This window comes from Falsirhodobacter xinxiangensis (genome assembly GCF_004959935.1).
Taxonomy (GTDB): Bacteria; Pseudomonadota; Alphaproteobacteria; order Rhodobacterales; family Rhodobacteraceae; genus Falsirhodobacter; species Falsirhodobacter xinxiangensis.
Genome location: NZ_SMYN01000001.1, coordinates 155,429 through 179,226, shown reverse-complemented (window position 1 = coordinate 179,226; position 23,798 = coordinate 155,429). Strand labels below are relative to the sequence as shown.

The following is a 23,798-nucleotide window of genomic DNA, read 5'->3' as shown; positions in this document are numbered from 1 at the left end:
CATGAAATCCTATCGCCAGACCATTGCCGAAAATGCCCTCGGGGCCGCCGTCATCGCCCATCGCGGGGCATGGCACGCCGCGCCGGAAAACAGCCTGCCTGCCATCGCGGATGCCATCGCCATCGGCGCGACCGTGGCCGAGGTGGATGTGCGGCGCACCGCCGACGGGCATCTGGTGCTGATGCATGACCGCACGACCCTGCGGATGACGGGCGTTGCCCTGACGCCCGAGGATGTGACGCTGGCCGACCTGCGCGAGCTGCGCCTGTTCGACCGCGACGGCGCCGACGCGCGCGCGACCGATCACCGCATCCCCACGTTGGCCGAGGCGCTGCGTCTGGCCAATGGCCGCATCGCGCTGGACCTCGACCTGAAGGACCGTGCCATCGCCGCCGAGGTCATCGCCTGCGTGCAGGCCGAAGGGGCCGAGGAGCTCGTGGACCTGAAGTTCACCGCCGAGACGGTGGCCGAGACCGCGGCGCTGGCCAGAATGCAGGCCGAAAGCGGTATCGCGGTCATGGCGATGGCAACCTTCGGCACGGATGCGGTCGATGCTTTGCTGGCCCATCCGCCCTTCATGGTGGAAAGCAAATATGAAACGCTGGATCACCTGCGGGCAGCGGCAAAGCGTCTGCGGGCGGCGGGAATCGCCGTCTGGGTCAATACGTTGGATGTTTCCTTCTGCTGCGGGATGAACGATACAGCGGCACGGCGCAACCCGGATGCGGTCTGGGGCGCGCTGCTGGCGGCGGGGGTGAACGCGATCCAGACCGACGAGCCGGCATTGCTGATCGAATGGCTGACCGCCAGAAAGGCCGCCGCATGAAGCTTTCCGACCTCCTGCCCGTCGAGGCGCTGACGCGCGAGGTCGGCTGGCGCATCGTTCTGCCGCGTTTCGGCACGCTGGCAGCAGGCGAGATCCGCGCCAAGACCGCCATCGACGATCTGGTGACGGTCGCGGATCTGGAGGCGGAGGTGGCGCTGGCGGATGGTTTGCGCCGCCTGTTCCCCGGCTGCGCCGTCATTGGCGAGGAAAGCGCGACGCCCGATTTCGACTATGACAGCCCCGAGCTTCTGTTCGTGATCGACCCTGTGGATGGCACATGGCCCTTTGCGCATGGGCTGCCGATTTTCGGGGTGATGACCGCGGTGCTGTCGCATGGGCGGACTGTGGGCGGGCTGATCCATTACCCGGTGACGCGCGACACCTTGGTGGTCGCGGCCGGGGAAGGCGTGTATCATTTGCGCGCCGATGGCGTATCGACTCGCCTTCCGACGCTGCCGCAAGAGGCGCGGATGGTGACGGGATTGATCCCGCTTTCGCTTTACAAGTCCCAAGGGCGGATGGAATTGCTGCGCGCGTTCGGCGATCTGTCGCGGATCGTGACGATCCAATGCTCCGCCCATGAATATCGGATGCTGGCCGAGGATCAGGCGGATTTCTGCATCTCGACCGGGCTGAAGCCTTGGGATCACCATACTGGACAGCTGATGCTGACCGAGCTGGGCGGGTTCGCGGCGACCGTCGATGGGCGGCAATGGCCGAATGTGACGGGGGCGGACCGGCTGATTTCGGCCCGCAACCGTGCGACGTGGGAAAGGGCGGCTGCCGCCCTTACATGAAGCCCAGTTCCAACCGCGCTTCGTCCGACATCATCTCCATCCCCCACGGCGGGTCGAAGGTCATGCCGACGTTGACATGCTTAACGCCCGGGAGCGGCTCGACCGCCTCGGCCACCCATCCCGGCATCTCGCCCGCGACGGGGCAACCGGGGGCAGTCAGGGTCATCAGGATCTCGACTTCGGATTCGTCGTTGATGGTGATGGTATAGACGAGGCCGAGATCGTAGATGTTTACCGGGATTTCCGGGTCATAGACGGTGCGGCAAGCATCGACCACGCTGTCATACAGCGGATGTTCGGTGCTGGAGGGCTTGATGAGGGGCTCGCCCTCGACCTGGGTCGTGTCGTCCATCTGGATCACCTTTGCTTGCGGGCGCAATATAGGTATCCGCGCCTCATGCCTCAACCCAGATCGTCACCGGGCCGTCATTGATCAGCGACACCTTCATGTCCGCGCCGAAGCGACCCGTCGCCACGGTGAAATCGCGGGCCATCAGGGCGGCGAAATGTTCATACAGGCGGCGGCCATCCTCGGGCGCGGCGGCCTGCGAAAAGCCGGGGCGATTCCCGCGCGAAGTGTCTGCGGCCAGCGTGAACTGCGACACGACCAGCGCCGCGCCGCCGGTATCCTTAAGCGACAGGTTCATCTTGGCCGCGTCGTCCCTGAAGATGCGCAGCTTGCCGATCCGCGTCGCCAGCGCATCCGCATTGGCCTCGGTATCGCCCTGCATCGCGCAGACGAGGATCAGAAGGCCCGCGCCGATTTCTCCGATCCGCTTGCCATCGACGGTGACGGCAGCCTCGGAGACGCGCTGCAGCAGTGCCCTCAAAGCTCGTGTTCCCAAGGCGGGTTGGCGCCCGCCCGTGACACGGTCACGGCGGCGGCGCGCGCGCCCAGGTCCAGCGCGGCATCAAGGATGGCGTCCGTCAGTACGGCATCCTTGGTCAGCGCACCCGCGCGGTGCAGCGCGGCCAGAACGCCCGCGTTGAACGTGTCGCCCGCGCCGACCGTATCGGCCACCGTCACGCGCTGCGAGGCCACGAACCGGTCCTGTGTGGCGGTGATCGCATGGGCACCCTCGGCCCCCTTGGTGATGAACACCACCTTCGGCCCGCGCGCCAGCAGCCCGCGCGCAAGGTCCGTCACCTCGCCGGGGCCTTCCAGCCAGTGCAGATCCTCGTCCGACAGCTTCACGATGTCGGCCAGCGCCAGCATCCGGTCGATCCGCGCGCGATAGGTTTCGGGGTCGGTGATGAAGCCGGGGCGGATGTTCGGGTCCAGCATGGTCACGCGCGACGGAGCCTCGCGCGCCATCAGCGCGGCATAGGTTTCCGCAGCAGGCTCATTCACCAACGAAATCCCGCCGAAGAACAGCGCCTGCACATCTGCGGGCAGGGCGGGCAGATCGTCCGCAGCCAACAGCCGTCCCGCGGTGTTCTCGTCATAGAAGGCATATTGCGCCTGACCGTTCGTCAGCGTGACGAAGGCCAGCGTGGTCGGGCGGTTCGAACGGGCGCAGAAGCCGGTCTCGACGCGGCTTTCCTCCAGCACATGGGCCAGTTTCGTGCCGAACAAGTCGTTCGACAGGCCCGAGAAGAACCCGGCGGGCGCGCCCAGTCGGCCCAGCGCGATGGCCGTGTTGAACACCGCGCCGCCCGCATGGGGTATGAAGCCCTCGTCCTTCGGCAGCATGTCGATCAGGGCTTCGCCACAGCAGAGGATCATGTCAGGCCTCGAAATAAGGGGTCAGGTTGGTGCGGACGCGATCCAGCGGGGTTGCGCCGTTCATGTCGGGCAGGAAGGGTTCGCCTGTTATTGTCTCATACGCCTCGACATAGGCGGCGGCGGTGGCGGCGATCATCTCGGCCGGGATCTCGGGAATCTCGTCGGCATAGGGGTCGCAGCGGGCGGCGACCCACGACCGGATCACGTCCTTGTCGAAGCTGGCGGGGCGGGTGCCATCCTCGAACGCCTGCACGTAGCTGGCAGCGTGCCAGTAGCGCGAGCTGTCGGGGGTGTGGATCTCGTCCGCCAGCAGGATCGTGCCGTTTTCATCCACGCCGAATTCGTATTTGGTGTCCACGAGGATCAACCCGCGTTGCGCCGCGATCTCTTGCCCGCGGGCGAACAGGGCCAGCGCCATCTTCGACACCGTATTCCATTGTTCCTGCGTCAGCAGCCCTTGGGCGACGATGGTGGCTTCGTCCAGCGGCTCGTCATGGCCGCCGTCGAAGGCTTTCGACGTCGGGGTGATGATCGGCTGCGGCAGCGCCTGATTGTCACGCAGGCCGTCGGGCAGCACATGGCCATACATCTGCCGCACGCCCTGCTTATACAGCGTCAGGACCGAGGTGCCCGTCGTGCCCGCCAGATACCCGCGCACGACGATTTCCACCGGCAGGATCGTTACCAGCTTGCCGATGACCACGTTGGCATCGGGATATTCCAGCACATGGTTCGGCGCGATGTCGGCGGTCTGCTCGAACCACCAGCGGGCCATCTGCGTCAGCACCTGGCCCTTCCACGGGATCGAGGTCAGGATGCGGTCGAAGGCCGAGATGCGGTCGGACGAGATCAGGATGCGCCGCCCGCCCGAGATGTCGTAGCAGTCGCGCACCTTGCCGAAATAGGGGTTCGGCAGTTCCGGGATGCGGGCTTCGGGCAGAACACGGGACAAATCGAGCGGCATGGGTGTCTCCTTTGCCTTTTCGCTAGGGCCGCTCGCGGCGGCTGTCAACGGCGGCCCGCGAAGAAGTCCCGCAGAAGGGTGGCGGCTTCGGTTTCGGCCAGACCGTCATAGACCTCGGGGGTGTGGTGGCATTGCGGATGGCTGAACACCCGCGCCCCATGGGCGACGCCGCCCGATTTCGGGTCGGATGCCGCATAGTAAAGCCGGCCGATCCGGGCTGCGGCGATGGCGGCGGCGCACATCGGACAAGGCTCCAGCGTGACATAGAGATCGTGGCCGCCAAGACGTTCGGACCCGGCGATGCGGCAGGCCTCGCGGATGACCAGCATCTCGGCATGGGCGGTGGGGTCGGACAGCTCGCGCGTGCGGTTGCCTGCGGCGGCGATCACGCGCCCGTCGCGGACGATGACGGCACCCACCGGCACCTCGCCCCGCAGGGCGGCGGCACGGGCCTGATCCAGCGCGATGTCCATATGGCTGCGGAACGTCATCGCCCGTTCATGCCTTGCACGGGCGCGAAGGGCAACTTGCTTAAATGCGCCAAGACACATATCAAGCAGGGCTACACGAAGGATTGCCCCGATGACCGAAAAGAAAGACGGCGAACGCATCGCCAAGGTGCTGTCCCGCGCCGGTGTCGCCTCGCGCCGCGAGGCGGAGCGGATGATCGAGGCGGGCGAGGTCGCGGTCAACGGCAAGGTCATCGAAAGCCCGGCGCTGAACGTCACGGCGGCGGACAAGATCACGGTGAACGGCGAGCCGCTGGCCCCGCCCGAGCCGCCGCGCCTGTGGCTTTACTACAAGCCCGAGGGGCTGGTCACATCGGCCAGCGACGAAAAGGGGCGCGAGACGGTTTTCGACAACCTGCCCGAAGACATGCCGCGCGTCATGTCGGTGGGGCGGCTCGACCTCAATTCCGAGGGGCTTTTGCTGCTGACCAACGATGGCGAGCTGAAGCGCAAGCTGGAGCTTCCTTCGACGGGCTGGCTGCGGAAATACCGTGTGCGGGTGAATGGCAATCCGACCGACCCCGATCTGGAGCCGCTGCGCAAGGGGATCACGGTCGAGGGCGAGACCTTCCAGCCGATGGAAGTGAAGCTGGACCGAATCCAGGGCGCGAATGCGTGGCTGACGGTGGGGCTGCGCGAGGGCAAGAACCGCGAGATCCGCCGCGCGATGCACGCGATCGACCTGACGGTGAACCGGCTGATCCGCGTCAGCTATGGCCCGTTCCGCCTGAACGAGTTGAAGCCGGGCGAGGTGTCGGAGGTCAAGGGCCGCGTCTTGCGCGACCAGCTTGGCATGGACCCGATGGAGGGTGACAAGCATCCGGGCGCCAAGGCACGCGAGGCGAAGGCCCGCCCGCCCGAAGGCAAACGTCCCGTCCGCAAGGACGGCGAGAAGCGCGTCTTCACTGCGCGAGGGAAGAAGGACGCGATGCCGTCCGAAGACCCGGCCAAGCGCAGCAACCCGAAATTCGCGCCGCGCCGCCCGGCCGGTCCCGGTCCGCGCAAGCGTTAGGTCGGGCGCACCATCTCGAACACCTCGGACACGGCGGCATAGTCGTGGTAGCCAAGGCGCGAGAGCGGCGAGAATTGCGTCACGTCGAACCGGCCGTCCACCACGCAATCGTCGCGCAGGTGGACGCCGATCACTTCGCCCAGCACCATATGGTTCGCGCCGCCTTTCAGGTCGATCACCTGCGTCACGCGGCATTCCAGCGCGGCGGGCGCCCCTGCGACGCGGGGACAGTCGATCGTCTCGCAGGCGGCTTTCTCCAGCCCGGCATGGTCGAACTCGTCCGTTCCGCGTGGCAGCGCCGCCGAGGTTTCGTTCATCTGCACCGCCATGTCGATCCCGACGATGTTCACGCAGAACACTCCGGACTCCCGGATCGCGGTCAGGCTGTCCTTCACCCCGGTGGACGAGAACATGACTTGCGGCGGGGTGTAGGCGATGGCGTTGAAGAAGGAGTAGGGCGCAAGATTGTCGCCCGATGCCCCGCGGGTCGAAATCCAGCCGATGGGCCGGGGCGCGACGATGGCGTTGAACGGGTTGTGGGGCAGGCCGTGGCCATCCTCGGGGCGATAGAACATCTTGGCTCCTTTCTGATTTGCGACTGTCATGCCCGCGTGCTACCCGCGTTTCCAGAAGATTCGGAGGCCGCGTGTATCAGCTGGAGCAGGAAAAACCGAGCGACTGGTGGGATGTGGAGGCGCTTTACGACCTCTGTTTCGCGCCGGGGCGGACGGCGCTTTCCTCGTATCGGCTGCGGGACGGGGTGGCGACGGTGGCCGCACTTTGCGCCGTGCTGCGCGACGGGGACGGGGTTCTGGCCGCCGCGATCCGCTACTGGCCGGTCGAGGTGGCCGAGCATGACGTGCTGCTTCTTGGCCCCGTGGCCGTGCACCCGACCCGGCAGGGCGAGGGGCTGGGCGCGCTTTTGATCACCGAGACGCTGGCCGAGGCTGCGCGGCTGGAATGGGACCGCGTGATGCTGGTGGGGGATGCGCCCTATTACCGCCGTTTCGGGTTCCGCAAGCTGGAAGGCGTCGTCATGCCGCCGCCGACCAACCCCGACCGGGTGCTGGGCGTGTCGCTGGTCGCGGGGGCGTGGAACGGGGTGAGCGGACATGTGACGAAGGCGCGCGGGGTCTGAGCGAAAAGCCGCCAAAGCCCTATTGGCAGTATGGGAAACCTTCGGCTAGTGTGATCCTGTTTCAAAGAGTTGCGGGGAATCCGATGCCTGCGAAGTCGTTCAGAACCCTCGCCTTTCTGCTCCTCATGGGGCTGATGATCTATGTCGCGACCGATGGGGTAAGCTGATGGCGCGGCGCGTTACGGGCAAGTTCAGCCCCGGCGGTCCCGGGGGCGAGCCGCACGCCTGGGATGGCAGGCGGCGAGAGAAGGGCGGCGCCCGGACCAAGATCATGCTGTTCCCGGCTGTGCTGTTCCTAGTGAACGGTCTGCGGGGAGAGCCGGCGCAGATGGTCGCCGGGGTTGCCGCCTTCGTTCTGATCCTGTGCGCATCCTTTCTGACGCGCGAAGGCGTGCGGGCGGAGAACGCCTATGACGCGCGCCGCGTTGCGCGCCGCCCCGCCTTTCCGCGCAAGATGTTCGGGGCGGTGCTGACCGCGCTGGGCGTCGGTGCGGGCGCGTTGATGCGGGGCGAGGGGCCGGTGTTTCCGGTGCTGTTCGGGCTGATGGCGGGGGCGCTGCATCTGGCGGCCTTCGGCCTTGATCCGCTGAAGGACAAGGGTATCGAGGATGACTTTCAATCCGACCGGGTCGCTCGCGCCGTGGACGAGGGCGAAAAGCATCTGACGGCGATGCGCGAGGCGATCCTGCCCCTGCGCGACCGCGACCTGACCGAACGGGTGGACCGCTTTGCATCCGCCGCCCGCGCGCTGTTCCGGCAGGTCGAGGAAGACCCCGGCGATCTGAGCGCCGCGCGCAAATACATGGGCGTCTATCTGATGGGCGCGCGCGATGCGACGGTGAAGTTCGCGGGCGTTCGCGACCCCGCCGCCCGCGCCGATTACGTCGCTTTGCTGGACGATCTGGAGACGAGCTTTGCCGGACGCAGCAAGGCGCTGCTGTCCAATGACCGAACCGCCCTTGATGTGGAAATCGCCGTCCTGCGCGAAAGACTGTCGCGCGATGCGCCCTTGACCGAAAGGTAGACCATGATCCCGACCGTTGCGAAAGAAGCCGCAAAGACCTCGGAAGAAATCGCTGCCCTGCCGGGTAACGCGCTGCCGACCCCGCCCGAGGAAACGCTGCCGCTGGAGAATGCGCCCCCCGCGCAGGCCGAGGCGATCCGCACCCGCATGGCGCAGATCGACATGACGAACACGCAGTCGATCATCGCCTTCGGATCGGCGGCGCAGGCGGAACTGCAACAGATCAGCCAGGCGATGCTGGCCGATGTGAAGAACAAGGAAGTCGGTCCGGCGGGCGACAGCCTGCGCCAGATGGTCACGACGATCCGCGGCTTTTCGGTGTCGGAACTGGACGTGCGGCGCAAGAAAAGCTGGTGGGAGCGCATCACCGGCAAGGCCGCGCCCTTCGCCAATTTCGTCGCCCGGTATGAGCGGGTGCAGGACCAGATCGACAAGATCACCGAGACGCTTCTGGGGCACGAGCACAAGCTGCTGAAGGATGTCAAAAGCCTCGACATCCTGTATGACCGAACGCTGGATTTCTATAACGAACTGGCGCTTTACATCGCGGCCGGCGAGGCGAAGCTGGTCGAGCTGGACCAGACTCTGATCCCCGCCAAGGAAGCGGAACTGGCCGGAACGCCCGAGGCCGATCAGGTGATGGGCGCGCAATCCCTGCGCGATCTGCGCGCCGCGCGCGACGATCTGGAACGCCGGGTGCATGATCTGAAGCTGACGCGGCAGGTCACGATGCAGTCGCTGCCCTCGATCCGGCTGGTGCAGGAGAATGACAAGTCGCTGGTGACGAAGATCAACTCGACGCTGGTCAACACCGTCCCGCTGTGGGAGACGCAGCTGGCGCAGGCGGTCACCATCCAACGCTCGCGCGAGGCGGCGGAGTCGATCCGCGCGGCCAACGATCTGACGAATGAACTGCTGACGCGCAACGCCGACAATCTTCAGGAATCCAACCGCGTGGTGCGGACCGAGATGGAGCGCGGCGTCTTCGACGTCGAGGCGATCCGCAAGGCCAACGCCACCCTGATCGCGACGATCAACGAAAGCCTGCAGATCGCGGACGAGGGCAAGGCCAAGCGCGCCGCCGCCGAGGAGGACCTGAAGAAGATGGAAGCCGAACTGCGCGATACGCTGGCCGCCGCCCGCGCGCCGCGTCCCGCCCCGGTGACCTGACATGCGGTGGGGGCGGACCCTTGGGCTGGGCCTGACCGCGCTGCTTCTGGCAGGCTGCGCGGCCGAGGTTGCTTCTGTAAAGCCGGGGCTGCGGCCCAAGGCCCGCCCCGCCGCCCAAGCTGCGCCGCTTCCGCCATCGGCAGAGTCCGAGGCGCTGCGCGTCTATTACTCCGCGATCCAGTCCGACCAGATCTCTCGGGGGTTGCTGCGCACCGATGGGGGCGGGCCGGACACACCGTTCACCGACACGATGCTGGCCGAGAATTTCGTCCGCATCGCACTTTATGACGAATATACCCGCGGTAGGGACGGGTTCACGCAGGCCGAGGTGCCCAGCCCGCTGCGCCGTTGGGCCGGGCCGGTAAAGGTGGGCGTCGTCTTTGGCCCCTCCACCCCGGTGGAAAAGCGCGGGATCGAAAAGGCGCGGATCGGATCGTATCTGTCGCGCCTTTCGCGGCTGACGGGGCATCCGATCGCGTTGGCAGACGATGGCGCGAACTTCCACCTGTTCATCCTGAACGAGGATGAGCGCCGCGCCATGGGGGATCAGTTCGGCAAGATGCTGCCGGAACTTTCGGCGGCCGAGGTTGCCGCGGTGGTGGCGCTGCCCCGGTCCACCTATTGCCTCGTCTATGCCATGTCGGTGGGGGGCAGCAGCACCTACAGCCGGGCCTTCGCGCTGATCCGGGCCGAACAGCCCGACCTGCGCCGCATGGCCTGCCTGCACGAAGAAGTGGCCCAGGGTCTGGGCCTTGCCAACGATCACCCGCAGGCGCGCCCCTCGGTCTTCAACGACGACGAGGAATTCGCGACCCTGACGGTCATGGACGAATACCTGCTGCGCATCCTTTACGACGCGCGCCTGCGCCCCGGCATGACCGAGGCCGAGGCGCGCCCCATCGTGCAGCAGATCGCGACCGAAATTCTTGGCGGAGGTGCCTGATATGGTTTTCGATTTCCTGCGAGGACAGTTCATCGACGTGATCCACTGGGTCGATGACACGCGCGACACGATGGTCTGGCGGTTTGATCGCCACGGTCACGAGATCAAATACGGCGCCAAGCTGACCGTGCGCGAGGGGCAGGCGGCGGTCTTCATCCATGAAGGCCAGCTTGCCGATGTCTTCGGGCCGGGGCTGTATGAGCTGGAGACGAACAACCTGCCGATCATGACCAGTCTTCAGCACTGGGATCACGGGTTTCGGTCGCCCTTCAAATCCGAGATCTATTTCGTCAACACGACCCGGTTCAACGATCTTAAATGGGGCACCAAGAACCCGATCATCGCGCGCGACCCGGAATTCGGGCCGGTGCGGCTGCGGGCCTATGGCACCTATTCCATGCGCGTGACCGATCCGGGCCGGTTCATGACCGAGATCGTCGGCACGGATGGCGAATTCACGGCGGACGAGATCAGCTATCAGATCCGCAACGTCATCGTGCAGGAGTTCAGCCGCGTCATCGCCGGTTCGGGCATTCCGGTGCTGGACATGGCGGCGAACACGGCGGATCTGGCCAAGCTGGTGGTGCAGGCGATCACGCCCACGATCGAAGGCTATGGGCTGACGCTGCCGGAATTCTATGTCGAGAACATCTCGTTGCCCGAGGAGGTGGAGAAGGTTCTGGACAAGCGCACCGGTGCGGGGATCGCAGGGGATCTGAACAAATACATGCAGTTCAATGCGGCCGAGGCGCTGGGCAAGGGTGGGGCTGCGTCATCCGCGATGGAGACGGGTCTGGGCGCGGCCATCGGGATGAACATGGCCCAGCGCGGGCCTTGGGGCGCGGTTCCGCCGCCCCCGCCGCCGGTCGATCCGGCCTGGCATATCGCGATCAACGGGGTGGCGCAGGGGCCGTATTCCAGTGCCGATCTGTCGGGCAAGGTCGCCAGCGGCAGCGTCACGCGCGACAGCCTCGTCTGGACCACCGGGCAGGAAGGGTGGAAGCCTGCTTCCGAAGCCCTGCCGCAACTGTTCGCCAACGTGCCGCCGCCGATCCCGGGAGGCTGACTTGCCGGACCGTCACTGGCCTTGTGACCGCTGCGGCGCGGACCTACGGTTTGCGCCCGGCCAGACGCAGCTTGTCTGCGATCATTGCGGCCATATGCAGGAGATCCCGCATCAGGAAACCCGGCTGGAGGAGTTGGACCTGAAGGCGGCCTTGCGCGGGCAACTGAGTGCCGCGCAGATGGAGACGGTGCCAGCCACGCGCTGCCCCAACTGCGGCGCGCTGATCGAATTTCAGGGCGCTTCCCATGCCCGCGAATGCCCGTTCTGCGCGACCCCGGTGGTGGTCGGCACGGGGACCGAACGGCTGATAAAGCCGCAGGCGGTGGTGCCGTTCCGCCTGACCGAACGCGAGGCGAAGCAGGCGATGTCCAACTGGCTCGGCTCGCTTTGGTTCGCGCCGAACCGGCTGCAGGAATATGCGCGCAAGGGGCGGTCGCTGACGGGGATGTATGTGCCGTGGTGGACCTTCGATGCTGCGACCCGGTCGACCTATGTCGGCGCGCGGGGCGAGTGGTATTACGAAACCCAGATGGTCACCGTGAACGTCAACGGGCGAATGGAGCGGCGGCAGCAGCAGGTGCGCAAGACCCGCTGGTTCCGGGCGCAGGGGCGTGTCGGGCGGCGGTTCGACGATGTTCTGGTGCTGGCCAGCGCCAGCTTGCCGCGCGATTATGTCGAGGCGTTGGAGCCGTGGGACCTGTCGGCGCTGGAGGGTTATCGCGGCGATTATCTGGCCGGATTCACCGCCGAGGGTTATACCGTGCCGTTGGATCAGGGCTGGCAGAACGCGCGGCAGGTGATGGCGCAGGTAATCCACCGCGACGTGATCCATGACATCGGCGGCGACGAACAGCGGGTCGAAGGGATCAACACCGACTATGCCGACGAAAGCTTCAAGCATGTGCTGCTGCCGGTCTGGATGGCGGCATACCGCTATGGCGGGAAAAGCTATCGTTTCGTGGTGAATGGGCAGACGGGCAAGGTGCGGGGCGAGCGGCCCTATTCCACATGGAAGATCGCGCTGGCCGTGGCCCTCGCGATCATCGTGGCGGCGGTGTTCCTGACGCTGGCTAGATCGTAATCGGGCTCAGGACTTCGGGTTCGATCACCTGAACGCCGGGCAGGGCGTCGATCAGCGCCTGTGCCGATTGCTCCAGCGCCGGGAAGGTCTTGTAGTGATAGGGGATCACCGTCTTGAAGTCGAAATACCGCTTGGCGGCATAGGCGGCGCGCTTCATGTCCATCGTGTAATGGCCCCCGGCGCAAAGGATGCCGATGTCGGGTTTGTGGTAATCGCCCATCCAGTCCATGTCGGCCAGGATGTCGGTATCGCCCGAGATGTAGATCGTATGCCCTTCGCCCGCGATCATGTAGCCGGATTCGGTCCCGGCATAGATCGGTCCCGTCCGCCCTTCGACCGATGACGAATGCGTGGCGTTGACCATTGTGACCTTCGCGCCGTTCAGATCGACGGTGCCGCCTTTGTTGAAGCCGATGCCCTCGATCCCTTCCTCGTGCCCCCACCAGCCGATCAGGTCGGCGATGCCCACCAGCGGGATCTTCCGCGCCTTGGACAGTGCCAGCGCATCGGCGGTGTGATCGCCATGGCCGTGCGTGACGAGGATATGCGTCGCACCTTGGGTCGCTTCGTCCTGACGGTCGGCGGGAAAGACCGGGTTGCCGCTGAACCACGGGTCGATCAGCAGGACGGCCTGTTCGATTTCCAGCCGGAAGCCGGCATGTCCGAGAAAGGTGAGTTTCATCGCGTCTCTCCTTGGGCTGCGCCTGCGGCAAGCTAACGCCTTGCGCGGCAAAGGGAAGGGGGATTGACTGGCGGCATGGATTGGTTTGCGAGCATCGACGCCTATTGCGAACGGCTTGGCCCGGCTTACTGGGCCGAGCCGGTGAATGCGCTGACGAACATCGCCTTCGTGCTGGCGGCGGCGGTGGTCTGGCGGCAGGCGAGGGGGCTGGGGCGGACGATGTGCGTGCTGCTGGCGGTGATCGGGGTGGGATCGTGGCTGTTCCACACCCACGCGAACCGGTTGACGGCGATGATGGACACGACGCCGATCCTTGCGTTCATCCTGCTGTATGTGTTCGCGGCCAGCCGCGATCTGCTGGGGATGCGGCCCTGGGGCGCGGGGCTGGCGGTGGTTGGGTTCTTTCCCTTTTCGGCCCTGCTGGTGCCTGTGTTTCAGGGGCTTGGGATGGGGTCTTCGGCGGGCTATGCGCCGGTGCCGGTGCTCATCCTGATCTATGCCGCGCTGCTGTGGCGGCGTGCGCCTTCAACGGCGAAGGGGCTGGCGGTGGGGGCGGGGATATTGTGCCTGTCGCTGGCGGTTCGGATGGCGGATATGCCGATCTGCGGACGGTTTCCGCTGGGCACGCATTTCCTGTGGCACATCCTGAACGCGGTGATGCTGGGCTGGATGATCATGGTGCATGGGCGGGCGGACCGCCCGGCTCAGGCCCGTTGAGGGCCATCGCCCGGCGGTGCTGCCGCGCTAGAGATAGGCCAGCGCGGCGGCGTGGATTTCGGGATTGGCGGCGGCGATGACGCGGCCCCCCTGATGGGCCGGGTTGCCGGTCCAGTCGGTGACGATGCCGCCAGCGGCCTCGATCACGGCGATGGGGGCCTGGATGTCGTAGGGTTGCAGGCCAGCTTCGACCACAAGATCGATATGTCCGGCGGCAAGTAGCGCATAGGCGTAGCAATCCATGCCATATCGCGTCAGTCGGGTCTGCTTCGACAGGCGGCGGAAGGCCGCGCCTTCGTCGGGGGTGCCGACCTCGGGGAAGGTGGTCATTAGAAGCGCCTCGGCCAGCGGCCGGGCTGGGCGGGTGCGAAGCGGCCGGGCGCCGAGCGGGCCGGTCGTGCTGGCGATACCGAAGCCGCCCGTGAACCGTTCGCCGATGTAGGGCTGGTCGATCAGACCATAGATCGGCCCGGTCGCATCCGCGACCGAGACCAGGACGCCCCATGTCGGGGTGCCGCAAAGAAAAGCGCGGGTGCCGTCCACCGGATCGAGCACCCAGGTCAGGCCGGAGGTTCCGGCGTTCGCGCCCATCTCCTCGCCAAGGATGGCGTCATGGGGGCGGCGACGGGCAAGAATTTCCCTCATTCGCCGCTCCGCTTCCCGATCCGCGATCGTGACCGGATCGAAAAGCGTTGTTCCCTTGTTGTCGGCCGACAGGTCGGCCGCGCGGAAATGCTGAAGCGTGGCTTCACGTGCTGCGTCTGCAAGCTCCGCCGCGGTTGAAATCAGGTCTTCCCGTAACGACTTTTCCATCTGCGCTCCCTCACCGGCACCCGTGCGCTAATGTTACCGGGGCGGCGGGTCAACCGTTTCAGTGGACCATGGGGCGGATGGCGACGGCGGCGGCCGTCACGCCGGCGGCGTTCAAGCCGCGTCGGACAACACCCTTGCCAGATCGAACAGACGGCGGCGCTGGGCTTCGGGGATCGCGTAATAGGAACGGACGAGCTCCAGAGCTTCCTTGTCGGCCATCATGTCGCCTTCGACGACCGAGGTGCTGCGGTTCGCTTCGGCACCTTCGAGACCTTCGAAGAAGAAGGCGATGGAGACGCCGAGAACTTCAGAAATGTCCCACAGACGCGACGCGCTGACGCGGTTCATCCCGGTTTCGTACTTCTGGATCTGCTGAAACTTGATCCCCACCTTGTCGGCAAGCTGCTGCTGGGTCATCCCCACCATCCAGCGACGGTGGCGGATACGTTTGCCGACATGGGCGTCAACAGGGTGTTTCATTCACAAACTCCACTTTCTCATTACAGTCGTCCCTCGACACAACATAAGCAAGAATTGTGCCAAATCGACTCGCCGGTCAAAGAAAAGCGAACCGATGAGTAGAAATACGCCTGACCTGTCCTTTTAGATATGTCCCTTCCGGCAGGGTCGCCTGATAGGGTCCGCATCCGGTGCGGGCTGATTTGTGTAAGCATGCATGTTAACCAACACAACCCCAGGGTGTTTGGCATTTTGCATTGCGTAATGCGAAAATTCCCCCTCAGGTGTTGTGCAATTCGCGAAATTCGCGCCTTTGGGTTGCCGAGACCCGGACATAAATTCGATTCGGGCGCAAAAGCCCGGACGTTTTCCTCTATGTCGGCGTCCGTGAGGCAAATGGTCACTGCGACTGCACGCATTTTCCGGCGGGAGGCCGTTGAAAGCTCTGTTATGCTTTACGATATCAAGCACGATACCGGCGCGCGCGCCCAAGCGCCGCGCGGGAAAGTTTACGGAGGTATGAATGGCTGACTATCAGACGATCGGTTCTGTTGGCGCCGGCGCCCGGGCCGGCCAGATCGATCAGGGGCTTCGCGCCCACATGAACAAGGTCTATGGGCTGATGTCCGTGGGCATGCTACTGACCGGCGCTGCCGCATGGGCCATTGCTGGCCTTGCGACCACGACCGACCCGTCGCTGGCACAGGCGCAGATCGGCGATCAGTATCTGACCTCGCTGGGCGTTGCGATCTATGCCTCGCCGCTGAAGTGGGTGATCATGTTCGCCCCGCTGATCATGGTGTTCGCGTTCGGCGCTCTGATCAACAAGCTGTCGATGGCTAGCGCCCAGCTGTTCTTCTATGCCTATGCCGCGTTGATGGGCCTGTCGCTGTCGTCGATCTTTCTGGTCTTCACCGGGGCTTCGATCGCGCAAACGTTCCTGATCACGGCCATCGCGTTCGCAGCACTGTCGCTCTATGGCTATACCACCAAGAAGAACCTGTCGGGTTTCGGCACCTTCCTGATGATGGGTGTGATCGGTCTGGTCGTGGCGATGATCGTCAACATCTTCCTGCAGTCCCCGGCGCTGATGTTCGCGATCTCGGCCCTTGGCGTTCTGATCTTTGCGGGTCTGACCGCCTATGACACGCAGAACATCAAGAACACCTACCTTCAGCACGCGCATATGGGCGACAGCGAGTGGTTGGGCAAAGCGGCGATCATGGGTGCGCTCCAGCTCTATCTGGACTTCATCAACCTGTTCATGTTCCTGCTGCAGTTCATGGGCAACCGCGAGTAAATCCGGCCCCTGCGCACGAATGATCTTGAAGCCCGCAGACCTCTGGTCTGCGGGCTTTTTCGTGTCTTGGTGTTCGCCTCGTCCTTCCTGCGGTCAACGCCGTGCGTGGCAAAGTGACAACGCTGGCGTTTTGTCGCAGCATCGCCCCTGAATAAAAGTTGAGCGGCCCGTGAACTCTCGTAAGTTACGCAGCGCCGCCGAGAGTGGCGGACCGACGGTCGAACGTCGGCACCGCGCATCGGTCCGAAGCTTCTAAGATCAGCCAGCCATCGCCAGCACCCTAAGGAAACTCGTCGGGCCTGCCAGCCTGACGAAAACGTATGTGCATATTTGACAGGATGAAGAATGGTGAGGAATCAACGCGGATTTGGTCGGACGAGCCGGCGAAGCATCATGCTTGGGGTGTCGTTGCTTTGCTTGGGCGCCGCTGGCGCAGTCGCGCAAGAGGGGGGCTCGACCGATGTCCCGGCCAATACGGCGCGCCCGATCAGGCTTGAGCCGATCATCGTTGCCGGCGCAGCGCCGCCCGCCACGGGTGTCATCGGCGCGCCGTCATTGGCCTTCTCGGGCGGGCAGGTCGCCACGCAGGCGAGGCTTGGGGCCTTCGGCAATCGGGACGTGCTGCGCACGCCGTTCCGGCTGACCGGCTATACCGAGAAGACGATCCGCGACCAGCAGGCGCGTTCCGTTGCCGACGTGACGCTGAACGAGCCTTCGGTGCGGCAGGACGCGCCGGCATTCAGCGAGCGGGACTCGTTCTTCATCCGGGGCTTTTCGGTCACCAACCTCGATACGCTTTACGATGGGCTGCCTTACATCGGCAATCCGCGCAAAGGCCATCTGGAGGGGATCGAGCAGGTTGACGTTCTGCTGGGGCCGACCGCTTTGGCACTTGGTGGAACGGGCCGCGTGGGCGGCACGATCAACTTGATCCCGAAACGCGCGGGCGACGAGCCGCTGACACGCCTGACAACGTCCTGGCTGTCGGATTCGCAGATCTGGACGCATCTGGACGTGGGCCGGCGCTACGGCGCATCTGGCGAGTGGGGCGTGCGCGGGAACCTGTCCTATCGCAACGGTGATACGGCGCTGGAGCATAACAGCAACGAGATCGGCGTCGCGACGCTTGGCCTCGACTATCGCAGCGACCGGCTTCGCGCTTCGTTCGACCTCAATCATACCAACCAGAACATCAATGCGCCGACATCGCTGTTCAATGCGGCGCCGGAGCTGGGCAGGGAAGTGCCGTTCACCCTTCCGGACGCGCCGGATGGTGACATAAACACCTCCAACCCGTTCGAATTCCACGACAGCAGCTACAACATGGCTGCGGGCCGGGTCGAATATGATATTCAGCCCAACACGACCGTCTATGCAGCGGCGGGGATAAGCCGTTACCGCGAAAACTTCCTTACGACCAATTACGAGATCTTCAACTCGAACGGGGATGCGCTGAACTATTACGGCTATAATCCGCAAGAGATCGAGGGCAACTCGGTCGAAGTCGGTTTGCGTTCCGCTTTCACGACGGGGGCGGTCGAGCACCAGCTGAACATCGGGCTCACCTATTCGATGAACGAGAACCACCGGGGCCTGGACGTCCATCCCAGCGTTCAAGGATTCGAAGGATACCCGATCAACATCTACGATCCGGTCTATCAGAATGGGCCCCCGGATATTTCGGGTCTGCCGCGCGCGAAGGATACGATTCCCTTCTCGGACCTGCGCACAAGATCCATCTTCATTGCCGATACGATGTCCTTCATGGATAACCGTGTTCAGCTTACGCTGGGCGGGCGTTACACCGATTTCCATACGCGCGGCTTCGTCACGCGGACGCGGCTTGGTGCTATCGGCTCGCAAAACTTCAACGACGAACAAAGCGACTTCTCGCCCGCCATTGCGGCATCGGCGCGCGTCACCGAAGATTTGACCGTCTATGCCAACTATGTCGAGGCATTGACCGAGGGGCCGACCGCTCCGAATGCCGCGGCAAATGCCGGGCAGTTGTTCCCGGCATCGGTCAACAAGCAAAAGGAGATCGGCGCGAGATACGAGTTGGGCGGTGCCGTCCTCTCTGCTGCGCTGTTCGAGATCAGGCAGCCCAATGGTTTCACCGATCTGGTGACGGGGGAATTCGGGGTCAACGGCCATCAAGTCAATCGCGGGCTGGAACTTGCCGTTTTCGGAGAGCCGATCGACGGCTTGCGTCTGCTGGGCGGCGTGACGTTCATGGATGCCGAGTTGGATCAACCGGGCGGCGAGACTGATGGCAACGACGCGCCCGGCATTCCCGATACGGCTGTCAGCCTTTATGCGGAATACGACACTCCGTGGATCGAAGACCTCAGCCTGAATGGTCGCGTCGTCTATAGCGGCAGCAATTATTACGATCCGGAGAATACCGTGAAGGTTGCGGATTGGACCCGGCTCGATCTTGGTGCGCGTTATACGATGGAACGTCCGAATGGCCGCTCGGTCGAATTCCGCGCCAATATCAACAACGTGCTGAACGAGAATTACTGGGCATCCTCCGCCCGCGGTTTCCTCGCCGCAGGTGCGCCGCGCACATTTGCGCTGTCGGCGTCGATGACATTCTGATGGACGATCCCTGTCAGGCCGCAACAGGCCTGACAGGGATCGTCCCCCTCATATCAACATGAAAACTTCTACGGCCCGGTCGCGTTGACACGAACTGGGATACGTTCGATTTTGCAGCCNCGCGTTGACACGAACTGGGATACGTTCGATTTTGCAGCCAGATCAAGGTGCCGGGGGAAGCCTCGGGTAAAAGCGAATCCGGTGTGGCCGTCGCCAAATCCGGAACTGGTCCGCAACTGTAGGCGGAGAGCCTGTCCGATATGCCACTGGCACTTTGCGCCGGGAAGGCCGGACAAGGCGCGGACCCGCAAGTCAGGAAACCTGTCTGGATCGATCACCTGTTGCGACCGCGGTGGGCGTGTCGGGAGCGGCTCATCCGCAAGGTGACATCGCCGCCTCCCGACATTCGTCGCGGGGTATTGGATTTTCACGGCCTGTCCTATCAGGCCGCTTAGAAGGCATGTCAGGATGGGCAACGACCTCGCCTATTCCACTAGAAGGGCGCTGTTGCCCAAATCAGCTGAAGGCCGGGGCTGTCCTTTCCCCGGTCAGACTTATCGCATGGCTTGCGTGACGGGGATGCCGAGCGTGGTGAAGCCGTTCAGGACTGCAACGCGGATCTGGAACACTACTATCTGACGGCCGAAGTCCCGGGCGGGCAGGCGCTGGCCCAGCAGCTTGACGCAATGCGTTTTGATTTCGGCCCGGCTTCGGCGGTGATAGCCGCTTGATCGTCGCCCGATGGGGCGCCCGACCCGCTTCGAGGTGCGCAGGATTTCGTTGCGGGCGATGGCCCGGCGCCTCGGGCGGCGAAGGCTCCGTGCATTTGCGGGTGTCGAAAGCGCCATCGGCGGTGACGGTGGCGATCTCCTGTTCAGGCGGGATCTGGTTGAGCAAGTCGGGCAGCAGGGGCGCATCGCTCACGTTGCTGGTGGTGCACTCGGCCGCGCGGATTTCCAGCGTTTTCTCGTCGATACCGATGTGGAGCTTGCGCCGCGAGCCATGTCCGCCATTGGTCCGAGGACAATGGCGAGCGCGTTGTTTCAAGCCGCCATGCTTGCGGGCCTTAACCTTCAACCTTGATCCCGGTGCTGTCGACCAGCAGGTGCAGGGGGCCGTTCAAACCACGATAAGGAATGTTCACCTGCAGGGTCTTTTGCCGTCGTGACAGCGTGCTGAACTGAGGATCGCCCGACGAAGGGCGCCTGCCAGTTCAGACCAGTCAGCCGCAACATGCTCTCGACGAACCCTGTCGTCTGTCTGAGCGCCGTGCCGAACAGCACCTTCATGGTCAGGCAGGACTGGATCGCAGCATCGCTGTAGTCGCGCTGACGACCACGTTTACCTGTCGCACCGGCCTCCCACGTCATGGCCGGATCGAGCCAGATCGTCAGCGAGCCACGGCGCTTCAGCGCTTTATTGTAGCTCGGCCAGTTACAAGTCTTGAAGGTCGGTGGTGTCGGTCTGCTCATGCTGCGCAGCTATCACGCTGGATTCACGAAAGGAATCCAGCGCTGGATTTGTGCAACGGAGCCAGTGAGATGGAATCATGTCGCGAATGCCGAGCGTTAGCTACGGGCTATGCTGCAGCCGTTCTCTCCGCGCCACCGCCCGAGAACTGGCCTGACTGCAACGCCGCCCTGCGCCACCGAGGCTCTCTCGATTTGGTTCACTCCGGCGATGGTTTGGAATGCCGCGAAGGCCGGAAAGCGTGGCCATCCGAAGATGTTCTCGCAGAGCGCGGTCCGAATCTTCCTGAAGTTGAACGGTGAGGAGCGCTCGGAAAACAGTCCGGTGGACTGTTTTCATCTCTGAGCGGGCGAAGCCCCGGGACGTTTCGGCCTGCCGCTGCGATAAACGGTCGGGCTGGCCGCCAGACGGACCTGTGCCTCTGTTGTTCGATAGTCCAAGTTCCGTGGCGATGGCGAATGGCAGGCACGCAAGCATGGCGCATCCCGCCACAGCCGATGGTGCAAGGTCCATATCGGCTTGGATGCCCCAAACCGGCGACGTCAGGGCCATCGAATTCACGTCGTCGCCGCGCAGACTGCAAGGGCGATGGGGTGCGAGGAGGAGGTGCTGGCCGGAATTTACGGGCAAGACCATCGTCGCGATCCTGCCCGACAGCGCCGAACGCTATCTCGGGGCGGCGGCCTTCGCAGCGGGATGAGTCATCTTTCCCAGCTTTCGGCGAATGTCTTCGATGCGACGAAGCTGCCGGGCTGGGGCGACACGGGAGGTGGATCGCAGATCCCTTCTTCCAGATACTGCATCGCAGCCATGAACCCGGCCGAGGAGAAGGGTTTGGAGATCAGCCCATGCGCGCCTGCAAAGTCGTCGGGAATCTCGCGTGCATTCGCGGTCACGAAGACGATGATCGTGTCCGGCCAACGCGCGCGGATGTAATCGCTGACCTCCAGCCCGAAGCTGCCGCGCGCCAGATGCATGTCGACCAACGCCACGTTGGGGGTCTGGTCGTCCGGGATGGCTTCCACCTCGTCCAGTGCGACAGCGGTTGCCATGACGCGGTGCCCAGCATCCTCTACCATCAGTTCGATATCCATGGAGATCAGCGGCTCATCCTCGACGACAAGGAAATCCAGCGGGCCGGGATGACGTTTCATGGGGCCTCCACATTGATGGAAAGATCGACGCGCGTGCCAGAGGCATCGGTCGCCCAGGTGACCTCTGTCGCCACCTGTCTGGACAGACGGTTGATGATGATACCGCCCAGACCGGAAGGGGGCTGATCACCGAAGGTTCCTCCGGTGCTGTCGTCGGAAATGACCAGCCGGACGCGGCCACCTTCGGTCCGGGCGTGGATGCCGATCTGCCCGCTGTCACCGGGCCGGAAGGAGTGTCGGATGGTGTTGGTCAGGATTTCGTTCACGATCAGGCCCAGCGCCGAAGCCTGGCCTGGCGACACTTCGGCGCGCTTCAGGTCGGCCACGAGGCCGATGTCGCGGTCATCGGCTGCCTGAACCAGATCCCCGGCAAGGTTGGCGGCATAGGCGCCGATGTCGAACCGCACGACGTTGTCGGATTGGTAGAGCCTGCGGTGAACGGTCGCCAGCGCGTCGATGCGTTCCATCATCGCGCGGAGCCGTTCAACCGTCCTCGGGTCCTCGATCTCGCGCATTTGCAGCCGCAGGATGGAGCCGATCATCGTCATGTTGTTCTTCACGCGGTGATCGACCTCGTGCAGCAGCAGCTTCTGCGCCTCAAGCGCGGCGCGCAGGTCGGCGGTGCGCTTTTCGACCTCTGCCTCGACGCGTTCCTTCTGGCGGGCGACGCGGGAGTGAGCGTCGATGCGTGCCGTCACATCCAGCTGCGAGGCGAAGAAGAACTGTATCCGCCCTTGGTCATCCTTGACCGGGCTGAGATAGAGCGCGTTCCAGAACGCCGATCCGTCCTTGCGGTAATTCAAGAGATCCAGCGCAATATCCTCGCCGCGGGCGATGGCCCGGCGGATGGCATCCACGGCGTCAGGGTCGGTATCCTCGCCTTGCAGGAACCGGCAGTTGCGGCCCAGCAACTCGTCGCGGGGATAACCCGTCAGCTTCTGGAAGGCCTCGTTGGCAAAGACGATGGGATTGTCGGGAAGCTTGGGGTCCGTGATGATCATGGGCATCCGCGTCGCACGAACCGCTGCCGCGAAAGGGTCTCCGCGGCCCTGTTCGTGGTGTATGGCATCCGTCAGATGCCAGTCCTTCCGTTCTTCCACGACAATCTCCGTTTACGGGCGTCTCCGCCCTCCGTTCATATGACAACCTGACAACCGCGCGCCGGTTCCGTCGCCCGTCAAAGCGGCGGAACGGCAAAGGCGGGCATACGCGAAGGATCGCCCAGAAAGCGCCTTGCGCAGTCCAGCGCCTCGCGGATCGTCACGTCCATGTCCAGATAACGGTAGGTTCCCAGCCGCCCGACGAAGGTCACGCCGCGCTCCGCCGTGGCCTTCCGGGCATAGTCGCCCAGAAGCGCGCGTTCCCTTACCTGTCTGATGGGATAGTAGGGAATGTCGTCCGGCCCGCATTCCCGGCTGAACTCGCGATAGAGGATCGAGCCGGAATGCGCCTCCCACGGGGCGAAGTGCTTGTGTTCGGTGATGCGGGTGAACGGCACCTCAACCTCGGGGTAGTTCATGACGGCGCAGCCCTGCCAATCGCCGTCGTATCGGAAGCTTTCGAAATCCAGCGTCCGATACCCGAGCCGACCAAGATCGTAGTCGAACCACCCGTCCAGCGGGCCGGAATAGAAGACGTGATCGAAGTCCTTGGCGTCGCTGCGGGCAAAGCGTGTGCCAAGGCTGACGCTCATGTTCGGATGATCCAGCACCCGCTCGACCACGGCGGTATAGCCGTGCTCTGGCATCCCCTGAAACCGATGCGCGAAATAGTTGTCGTCGTAGTTGAAGCGCAGCGGCAGGCGTTTCAGGATGCTGGCCGGAAGATCGGCGGGCGGGCAGCCCCATTGCTTTTGCGTATATCCCTTGAAGAATGCGTCATACAGATCGCGCCCGACGAAGCGCAGTGCCTGGTCCTCGAAGGTCTGCGGTTCGGTGATGGATATGTCGGCCTGCGTCTCGATGAAGGCGCGTGCCTCGTCGGGGCGCATGGCGCGGCCATAGAACTGGTTGATCGTGTGAAGGTTCACCGGCAGGGAGAAGACGTTGCCGCGCAGGGTCGTCTTCACCTGATTGCGAAAGGGCAGGAAGGTGCCGAAACGGTTCACGAAATCCCAGACCTCGGCATCGTCGGTGTGAAAGATATGCGGGCCATAGACATGGACCATGACGCCCGTCTCGGGGTCGCGGCGGGTGTGGCAGTTGCCCGCGACGTGGTCGCGCGCGTCCACGATGTTCACATGCCAGCCCGCTTCGGCCAGCGTTCGCCCGATGACCGCGCCTGAAAATCCTGCACCGACCACCATGATCCGACCCATCGCAATCCCCCTGCATGTCGCAGGGGCCT

At 64.2% G+C, this 23,798-nt stretch carries 24 protein-coding genes, 2 pseudogenes and 1 riboswitch; of the genes and pseudogenes, 13 read left to right on the top strand and 13 right to left on the bottom strand.

The window, feature by feature from the left end; genetic code table 11:
* The first annotated feature begins 1 nt into the window (after window position 1).
* A complete protein-coding gene (locus E2K76_RS00915; protein WP_136682384.1) occupies window positions 2-826 on the top strand; it encodes a glycerophosphodiester phosphodiesterase family protein in 825 nt (274 codons plus the stop codon).
* A complete protein-coding gene (locus E2K76_RS00910; protein WP_169053168.1) occupies window positions 823-1,623 on the top strand; it encodes an inositol monophosphatase family protein in 801 nt (266 codons plus the stop codon). The genes E2K76_RS00915 and E2K76_RS00910 overlap by 4 nt, the downstream gene beginning before the upstream one ends.
* On the opposite strand, the gene E2K76_RS00905 is transcribed toward E2K76_RS00910, so the two are convergent.
* Genes E2K76_RS00905 through E2K76_RS00885 form a run of 5 tightly spaced genes read right to left on the bottom strand, consistent with a single transcriptional unit; the run spans window position 1,616 to window position 4,804 of the window.
* Complete coding sequence (locus E2K76_RS00905; protein WP_136682382.1) at window positions 1,616-1,975, bottom strand: SUF system Fe-S cluster assembly protein; 360 nt, start codon at window positions 1,973-1,975, stop codon at window positions 1,616-1,618. The two genes, E2K76_RS00910 and E2K76_RS00905, sit on opposite strands and share 8 nt — an antisense overlap.
* A 43-nt stretch (window positions 1,976-2,018) precedes the next feature.
* Window positions 2,019-2,453: a D-aminoacyl-tRNA deacylase gene (dtd, locus tag E2K76_RS00900; protein WP_136682381.1), complete on the bottom strand. Its 435-nt coding sequence runs from the start codon at window positions 2,451-2,453 to the stop codon at window positions 2,019-2,021.
* Window positions 2,450-3,349: a carbohydrate kinase family protein gene (locus E2K76_RS00895; protein ID WP_136682380.1), complete on the bottom strand. Its 900-nt coding sequence runs from the start codon at window positions 3,347-3,349 to the stop codon at window positions 2,450-2,452. The genes dtd and E2K76_RS00895 overlap by 4 nt, the downstream gene beginning before the upstream one ends.
* 1 nt (window position 3,350) lies before the next feature.
* The gene (locus E2K76_RS00890; RefSeq protein WP_136682379.1) at window positions 3,351-4,313 is read right to left on the bottom strand and encodes a phosphoribosylaminoimidazolesuccinocarboxamide synthase; all 963 of its coding nucleotides are present in this window, start codon (window positions 4,311-4,313) and stop codon (window positions 3,351-3,353) included.
* 44 nt (window positions 4,314-4,357) lie between these two features.
* Window positions 4,358-4,804 carry a nucleoside deaminase gene (locus tag E2K76_RS00885; RefSeq protein ID WP_136682378.1) on the bottom strand — a complete coding sequence of 149 codons (447 nt, stop codon included), beginning with the start codon at window positions 4,802-4,804 and terminating at the stop codon, window positions 4,358-4,360.
* 91 nt (window positions 4,805-4,895) lie between these two features.
* Here E2K76_RS00885 and E2K76_RS20540 point away from each other — a divergent pair, with 91 nt between their 5' ends.
* Entirely contained in the window at window positions 4,896-5,834 is a 939-nt protein-coding gene (locus tag E2K76_RS20540) for a pseudouridine synthase (RefSeq protein ID WP_136682377.1), read from the top strand.
* Here E2K76_RS20540 and E2K76_RS20535 read toward each other — a convergent pair.
* Entirely contained in the window at window positions 5,831-6,409 is a 579-nt protein-coding gene (locus E2K76_RS20535; RefSeq protein ID WP_136682376.1) for a flavin reductase family protein, read from the bottom strand. The genes E2K76_RS20540 and E2K76_RS20535 overlap by 4 nt on opposite strands.
* Before the next feature lie 71 nt (window positions 6,410-6,480).
* Between E2K76_RS20535 and E2K76_RS00870 the strand changes: the two genes are divergently transcribed.
* The 6 genes from E2K76_RS00870 (at window position 6,481) to E2K76_RS00845 (ending at window position 12,256) form a co-directional block, all read left to right on the top strand.
* A complete protein-coding gene (locus tag E2K76_RS00870) occupies window positions 6,481-6,972 on the top strand; it encodes a GNAT family N-acetyltransferase (protein ID WP_136682375.1) in 492 nt (163 codons plus the stop codon).
* Window positions 6,973-7,138: 166 nt separating this feature from the next.
* Window positions 7,139-7,996, top strand: a complete 858-nt coding sequence (locus tag E2K76_RS00865) for a 5-bromo-4-chloroindolyl phosphate hydrolysis family protein (RefSeq protein WP_136682374.1) — start codon at window positions 7,139-7,141, stop codon at window positions 7,994-7,996.
* A 3-nt stretch (window positions 7,997-7,999) separates the two neighbouring features.
* A complete protein-coding gene (locus E2K76_RS00860; protein ID WP_136682373.1) occupies window positions 8,000-9,166 on the top strand; it encodes a toxic anion resistance protein in 1,167 nt (388 codons plus the stop codon).
* Window position 9,167: 1 nt separating this feature from the next.
* The gene (locus E2K76_RS00855; protein WP_136682372.1) at window positions 9,168-10,109 is read left to right on the top strand and encodes a DUF2927 domain-containing protein; all 942 of its coding nucleotides are present in this window, start codon (window positions 9,168-9,170) and stop codon (window positions 10,107-10,109) included.
* A 1-nt stretch (window position 10,110) separates the two neighbouring features.
* Window positions 10,111-11,175 (top strand): SPFH domain-containing protein, encoded by a 1,065-nt coding sequence (locus tag E2K76_RS00850; RefSeq protein ID WP_136682371.1) that lies wholly within the window; start codon window positions 10,111-10,113, stop codon window positions 11,173-11,175.
* Window position 11,176: 1 nt separating this feature from the next.
* Window positions 11,177-12,256 (top strand): primosomal protein N' (replication factor Y) - superfamily II helicase, encoded by a 1,080-nt coding sequence (locus E2K76_RS00845; RefSeq protein ID WP_136682370.1) that lies wholly within the window; start codon window positions 11,177-11,179, stop codon window positions 12,254-12,256.
* On the opposite strand, the gene E2K76_RS00840 is transcribed toward E2K76_RS00845, so the two are convergent.
* Complete coding sequence (locus E2K76_RS00840; RefSeq protein WP_136682369.1) at window positions 12,246-12,938, bottom strand: metal-dependent hydrolase; 693 nt, start codon at window positions 12,936-12,938, stop codon at window positions 12,246-12,248. The genes E2K76_RS00845 and E2K76_RS00840 overlap by 11 nt on opposite strands.
* 75 nt (window positions 12,939-13,013) lie before the next feature.
* Between E2K76_RS00840 and E2K76_RS00835 the strand changes: the two genes are divergently transcribed.
* On the top strand, window positions 13,014-13,655 hold the full coding sequence (locus E2K76_RS00835) for a ceramidase domain-containing protein (protein ID WP_136682368.1): 642 nt from the start codon (window positions 13,014-13,016) through the stop codon (window positions 13,653-13,655).
* Between the two features lie 27 nt (window positions 13,656-13,682).
* On the opposite strand, the gene hisN is transcribed toward E2K76_RS00835, so the two are convergent.
* Window positions 13,683-14,468 (bottom strand): histidinol-phosphatase, encoded by a 786-nt coding sequence (gene hisN, locus E2K76_RS00830; protein WP_136682367.1) that lies wholly within the window; start codon window positions 14,466-14,468, stop codon window positions 13,683-13,685.
* A gap of 111 nt (window positions 14,469-14,579) precedes the next feature.
* Complete coding sequence (locus E2K76_RS00825) at window positions 14,580-14,948, bottom strand: helix-turn-helix domain-containing protein (protein WP_136682366.1); 369 nt, start codon at window positions 14,946-14,948, stop codon at window positions 14,580-14,582.
* A gap of 502 nt (window positions 14,949-15,450) precedes the next feature.
* Between E2K76_RS00825 and E2K76_RS00820 the strand changes: the two genes are divergently transcribed.
* Entirely contained in the window at window positions 15,451-16,227 is a 777-nt protein-coding gene (locus E2K76_RS00820; protein ID WP_136682365.1) for a Bax inhibitor-1/YccA family protein, read from the top strand.
* Between the two features lie 393 nt (window positions 16,228-16,620).
* Window positions 16,621-18,828, top strand: coding sequence for a TonB-dependent receptor (locus E2K76_RS00815; protein ID WP_220432153.1), 2,208 nt, complete (start codon window positions 16,621-16,623; stop codon window positions 18,826-18,828).
* A gap of 148 nt (window positions 18,829-18,976) precedes the next feature.
* Window positions 18,977-19,171, top strand: a riboswitch (cobalamin riboswitch).
* A gap of 211 nt (window positions 19,172-19,382) precedes the next feature.
* Here E2K76_RS00815 and E2K76_RS00810 read toward each other — a convergent pair.
* A pseudogene (locus tag E2K76_RS00810) lies at window positions 19,383-20,300 on the bottom strand (IS5 family transposase).
* 436 nt (window positions 20,301-20,736) lie between these two features.
* Between E2K76_RS00810 and E2K76_RS00805 the strand changes: the two are divergent.
* A pseudogene (locus E2K76_RS00805) lies at window positions 20,737-20,866 on the top strand (IS5/IS1182 family transposase); the annotation flags it as partial.
* 133 nt (window positions 20,867-20,999) lie between these two features.
* Here the strand turns inward: E2K76_RS00805 and E2K76_RS00800 are convergent.
* From E2K76_RS00800 to E2K76_RS00790, 3 genes are all read right to left on the bottom strand, one after another.
* Window positions 21,000-21,452 carry a response regulator gene (locus E2K76_RS00800; protein ID WP_136682363.1) on the bottom strand — a complete coding sequence of 151 codons (453 nt, stop codon included), beginning with the start codon at window positions 21,450-21,452 and terminating at the stop codon, window positions 21,000-21,002.
* Window positions 21,449-22,552 (bottom strand): PAS domain-containing protein, encoded by a 1,104-nt coding sequence (locus E2K76_RS00795; protein ID WP_136682362.1) that lies wholly within the window; start codon window positions 22,550-22,552, stop codon window positions 21,449-21,451. Before E2K76_RS00795 ends, E2K76_RS00800 begins: the two co-directional genes overlap by 4 nt.
* A 77-nt stretch (window positions 22,553-22,629) precedes the next feature.
* A complete protein-coding gene (locus E2K76_RS00790) occupies window positions 22,630-23,769 on the bottom strand; it encodes a UDP-galactopyranose mutase (RefSeq protein ID WP_136682361.1) in 1,140 nt (379 codons plus the stop codon).
* Window positions 23,770-23,798: the final 29 nt, after the last annotated feature.

What these genes read in the sequence shown, in the direction of transcription:
- E2K76_RS00815 (WP_220432153.1), top strand. Translation starts at nt 16,621, where the DNA reads ATGCTTGGGGTGTCGTTGCTTTGCTTGGGCGCCGCTGGCGCAGTCGCG.
- E2K76_RS00840 (WP_136682369.1), bottom strand. Translation starts at nt 12,938, where the DNA reads ATGAAACTCACCTTTCTCGGACATGCCGGCTTCCGGCTGGAAATCGAA.
- E2K76_RS00910 (WP_169053168.1), top strand. Translation starts at nt 823, where the DNA reads ATGAAGCTTTCCGACCTCCTGCCCGTCGAGGCGCTGACGCGCGAGGTC.
- E2K76_RS20535 (WP_136682376.1), bottom strand. Translation starts at nt 6,409, where the DNA reads ATGTTCTATCGCCCCGAGGATGGCCACGGCCTGCCCCACAACCCGTTC.
- E2K76_RS00865 (WP_136682374.1), top strand. Translation starts at nt 7,139, where the DNA reads ATGGCGCGGCGCGTTACGGGCAAGTTCAGCCCCGGCGGTCCCGGGGGC.
- E2K76_RS00885 (WP_136682378.1), bottom strand. Translation starts at nt 4,804, where the DNA reads ATGACGTTCCGCAGCCATATGGACATCGCGCTGGATCAGGCCCGTGCC.
- E2K76_RS00825 (WP_136682366.1), bottom strand. Translation starts at nt 14,948, where the DNA reads ATGAAACACCCTGTTGACGCCCATGTCGGCAAACGTATCCGCCACCGT.
- hisN (WP_136682367.1), bottom strand. Translation starts at nt 14,468, where the DNA reads ATGGAAAAGTCGTTACGGGAAGACCTGATTTCAACCGCGGCGGAGCTT.
- E2K76_RS00800 (WP_136682363.1), bottom strand. Translation starts at nt 21,452, where the DNA reads ATGAAACGTCATCCCGGCCCGCTGGATTTCCTTGTCGTCGAGGATGAG.
- E2K76_RS00890 (WP_136682379.1), bottom strand. Translation starts at nt 4,313, where the DNA reads ATGCCGCTCGATTTGTCCCGTGTTCTGCCCGAAGCCCGCATCCCGGAA.
- E2K76_RS00820 (WP_136682365.1), top strand. Translation starts at nt 15,451, where the DNA reads ATGGCTGACTATCAGACGATCGGTTCTGTTGGCGCCGGCGCCCGGGCC.
- E2K76_RS00895 (WP_136682380.1), bottom strand. Translation starts at nt 3,349, where the DNA reads ATGATCCTCTGCTGTGGCGAAGCCCTGATCGACATGCTGCCGAAGGAC.
- E2K76_RS00790 (WP_136682361.1), bottom strand. Translation starts at nt 23,769, where the DNA reads ATGGGTCGGATCATGGTGGTCGGTGCAGGATTTTCAGGCGCGGTCATC.
- E2K76_RS00855 (WP_136682372.1), top strand. Translation starts at nt 9,168, where the DNA reads ATGCGGTGGGGGCGGACCCTTGGGCTGGGCCTGACCGCGCTGCTTCTG.
- E2K76_RS00835 (WP_136682368.1), top strand. Translation starts at nt 13,014, where the DNA reads ATGGATTGGTTTGCGAGCATCGACGCCTATTGCGAACGGCTTGGCCCG.
- E2K76_RS00860 (WP_136682373.1), top strand. Translation starts at nt 8,000, where the DNA reads ATGATCCCGACCGTTGCGAAAGAAGCCGCAAAGACCTCGGAAGAAATC.
- E2K76_RS00905 (WP_136682382.1), bottom strand. Translation starts at nt 1,975, where the DNA reads ATGGACGACACGACCCAGGTCGAGGGCGAGCCCCTCATCAAGCCCTCC.
- E2K76_RS20540 (WP_136682377.1), top strand. Translation starts at nt 4,896, where the DNA reads ATGACCGAAAAGAAAGACGGCGAACGCATCGCCAAGGTGCTGTCCCGC.
- E2K76_RS00915 (WP_136682384.1), top strand. Translation starts at nt 2, where the DNA reads ATGAAATCCTATCGCCAGACCATTGCCGAAAATGCCCTCGGGGCCGCC.
- E2K76_RS00850 (WP_136682371.1), top strand. Translation starts at nt 10,111, where the DNA reads ATGGTTTTCGATTTCCTGCGAGGACAGTTCATCGACGTGATCCACTGG.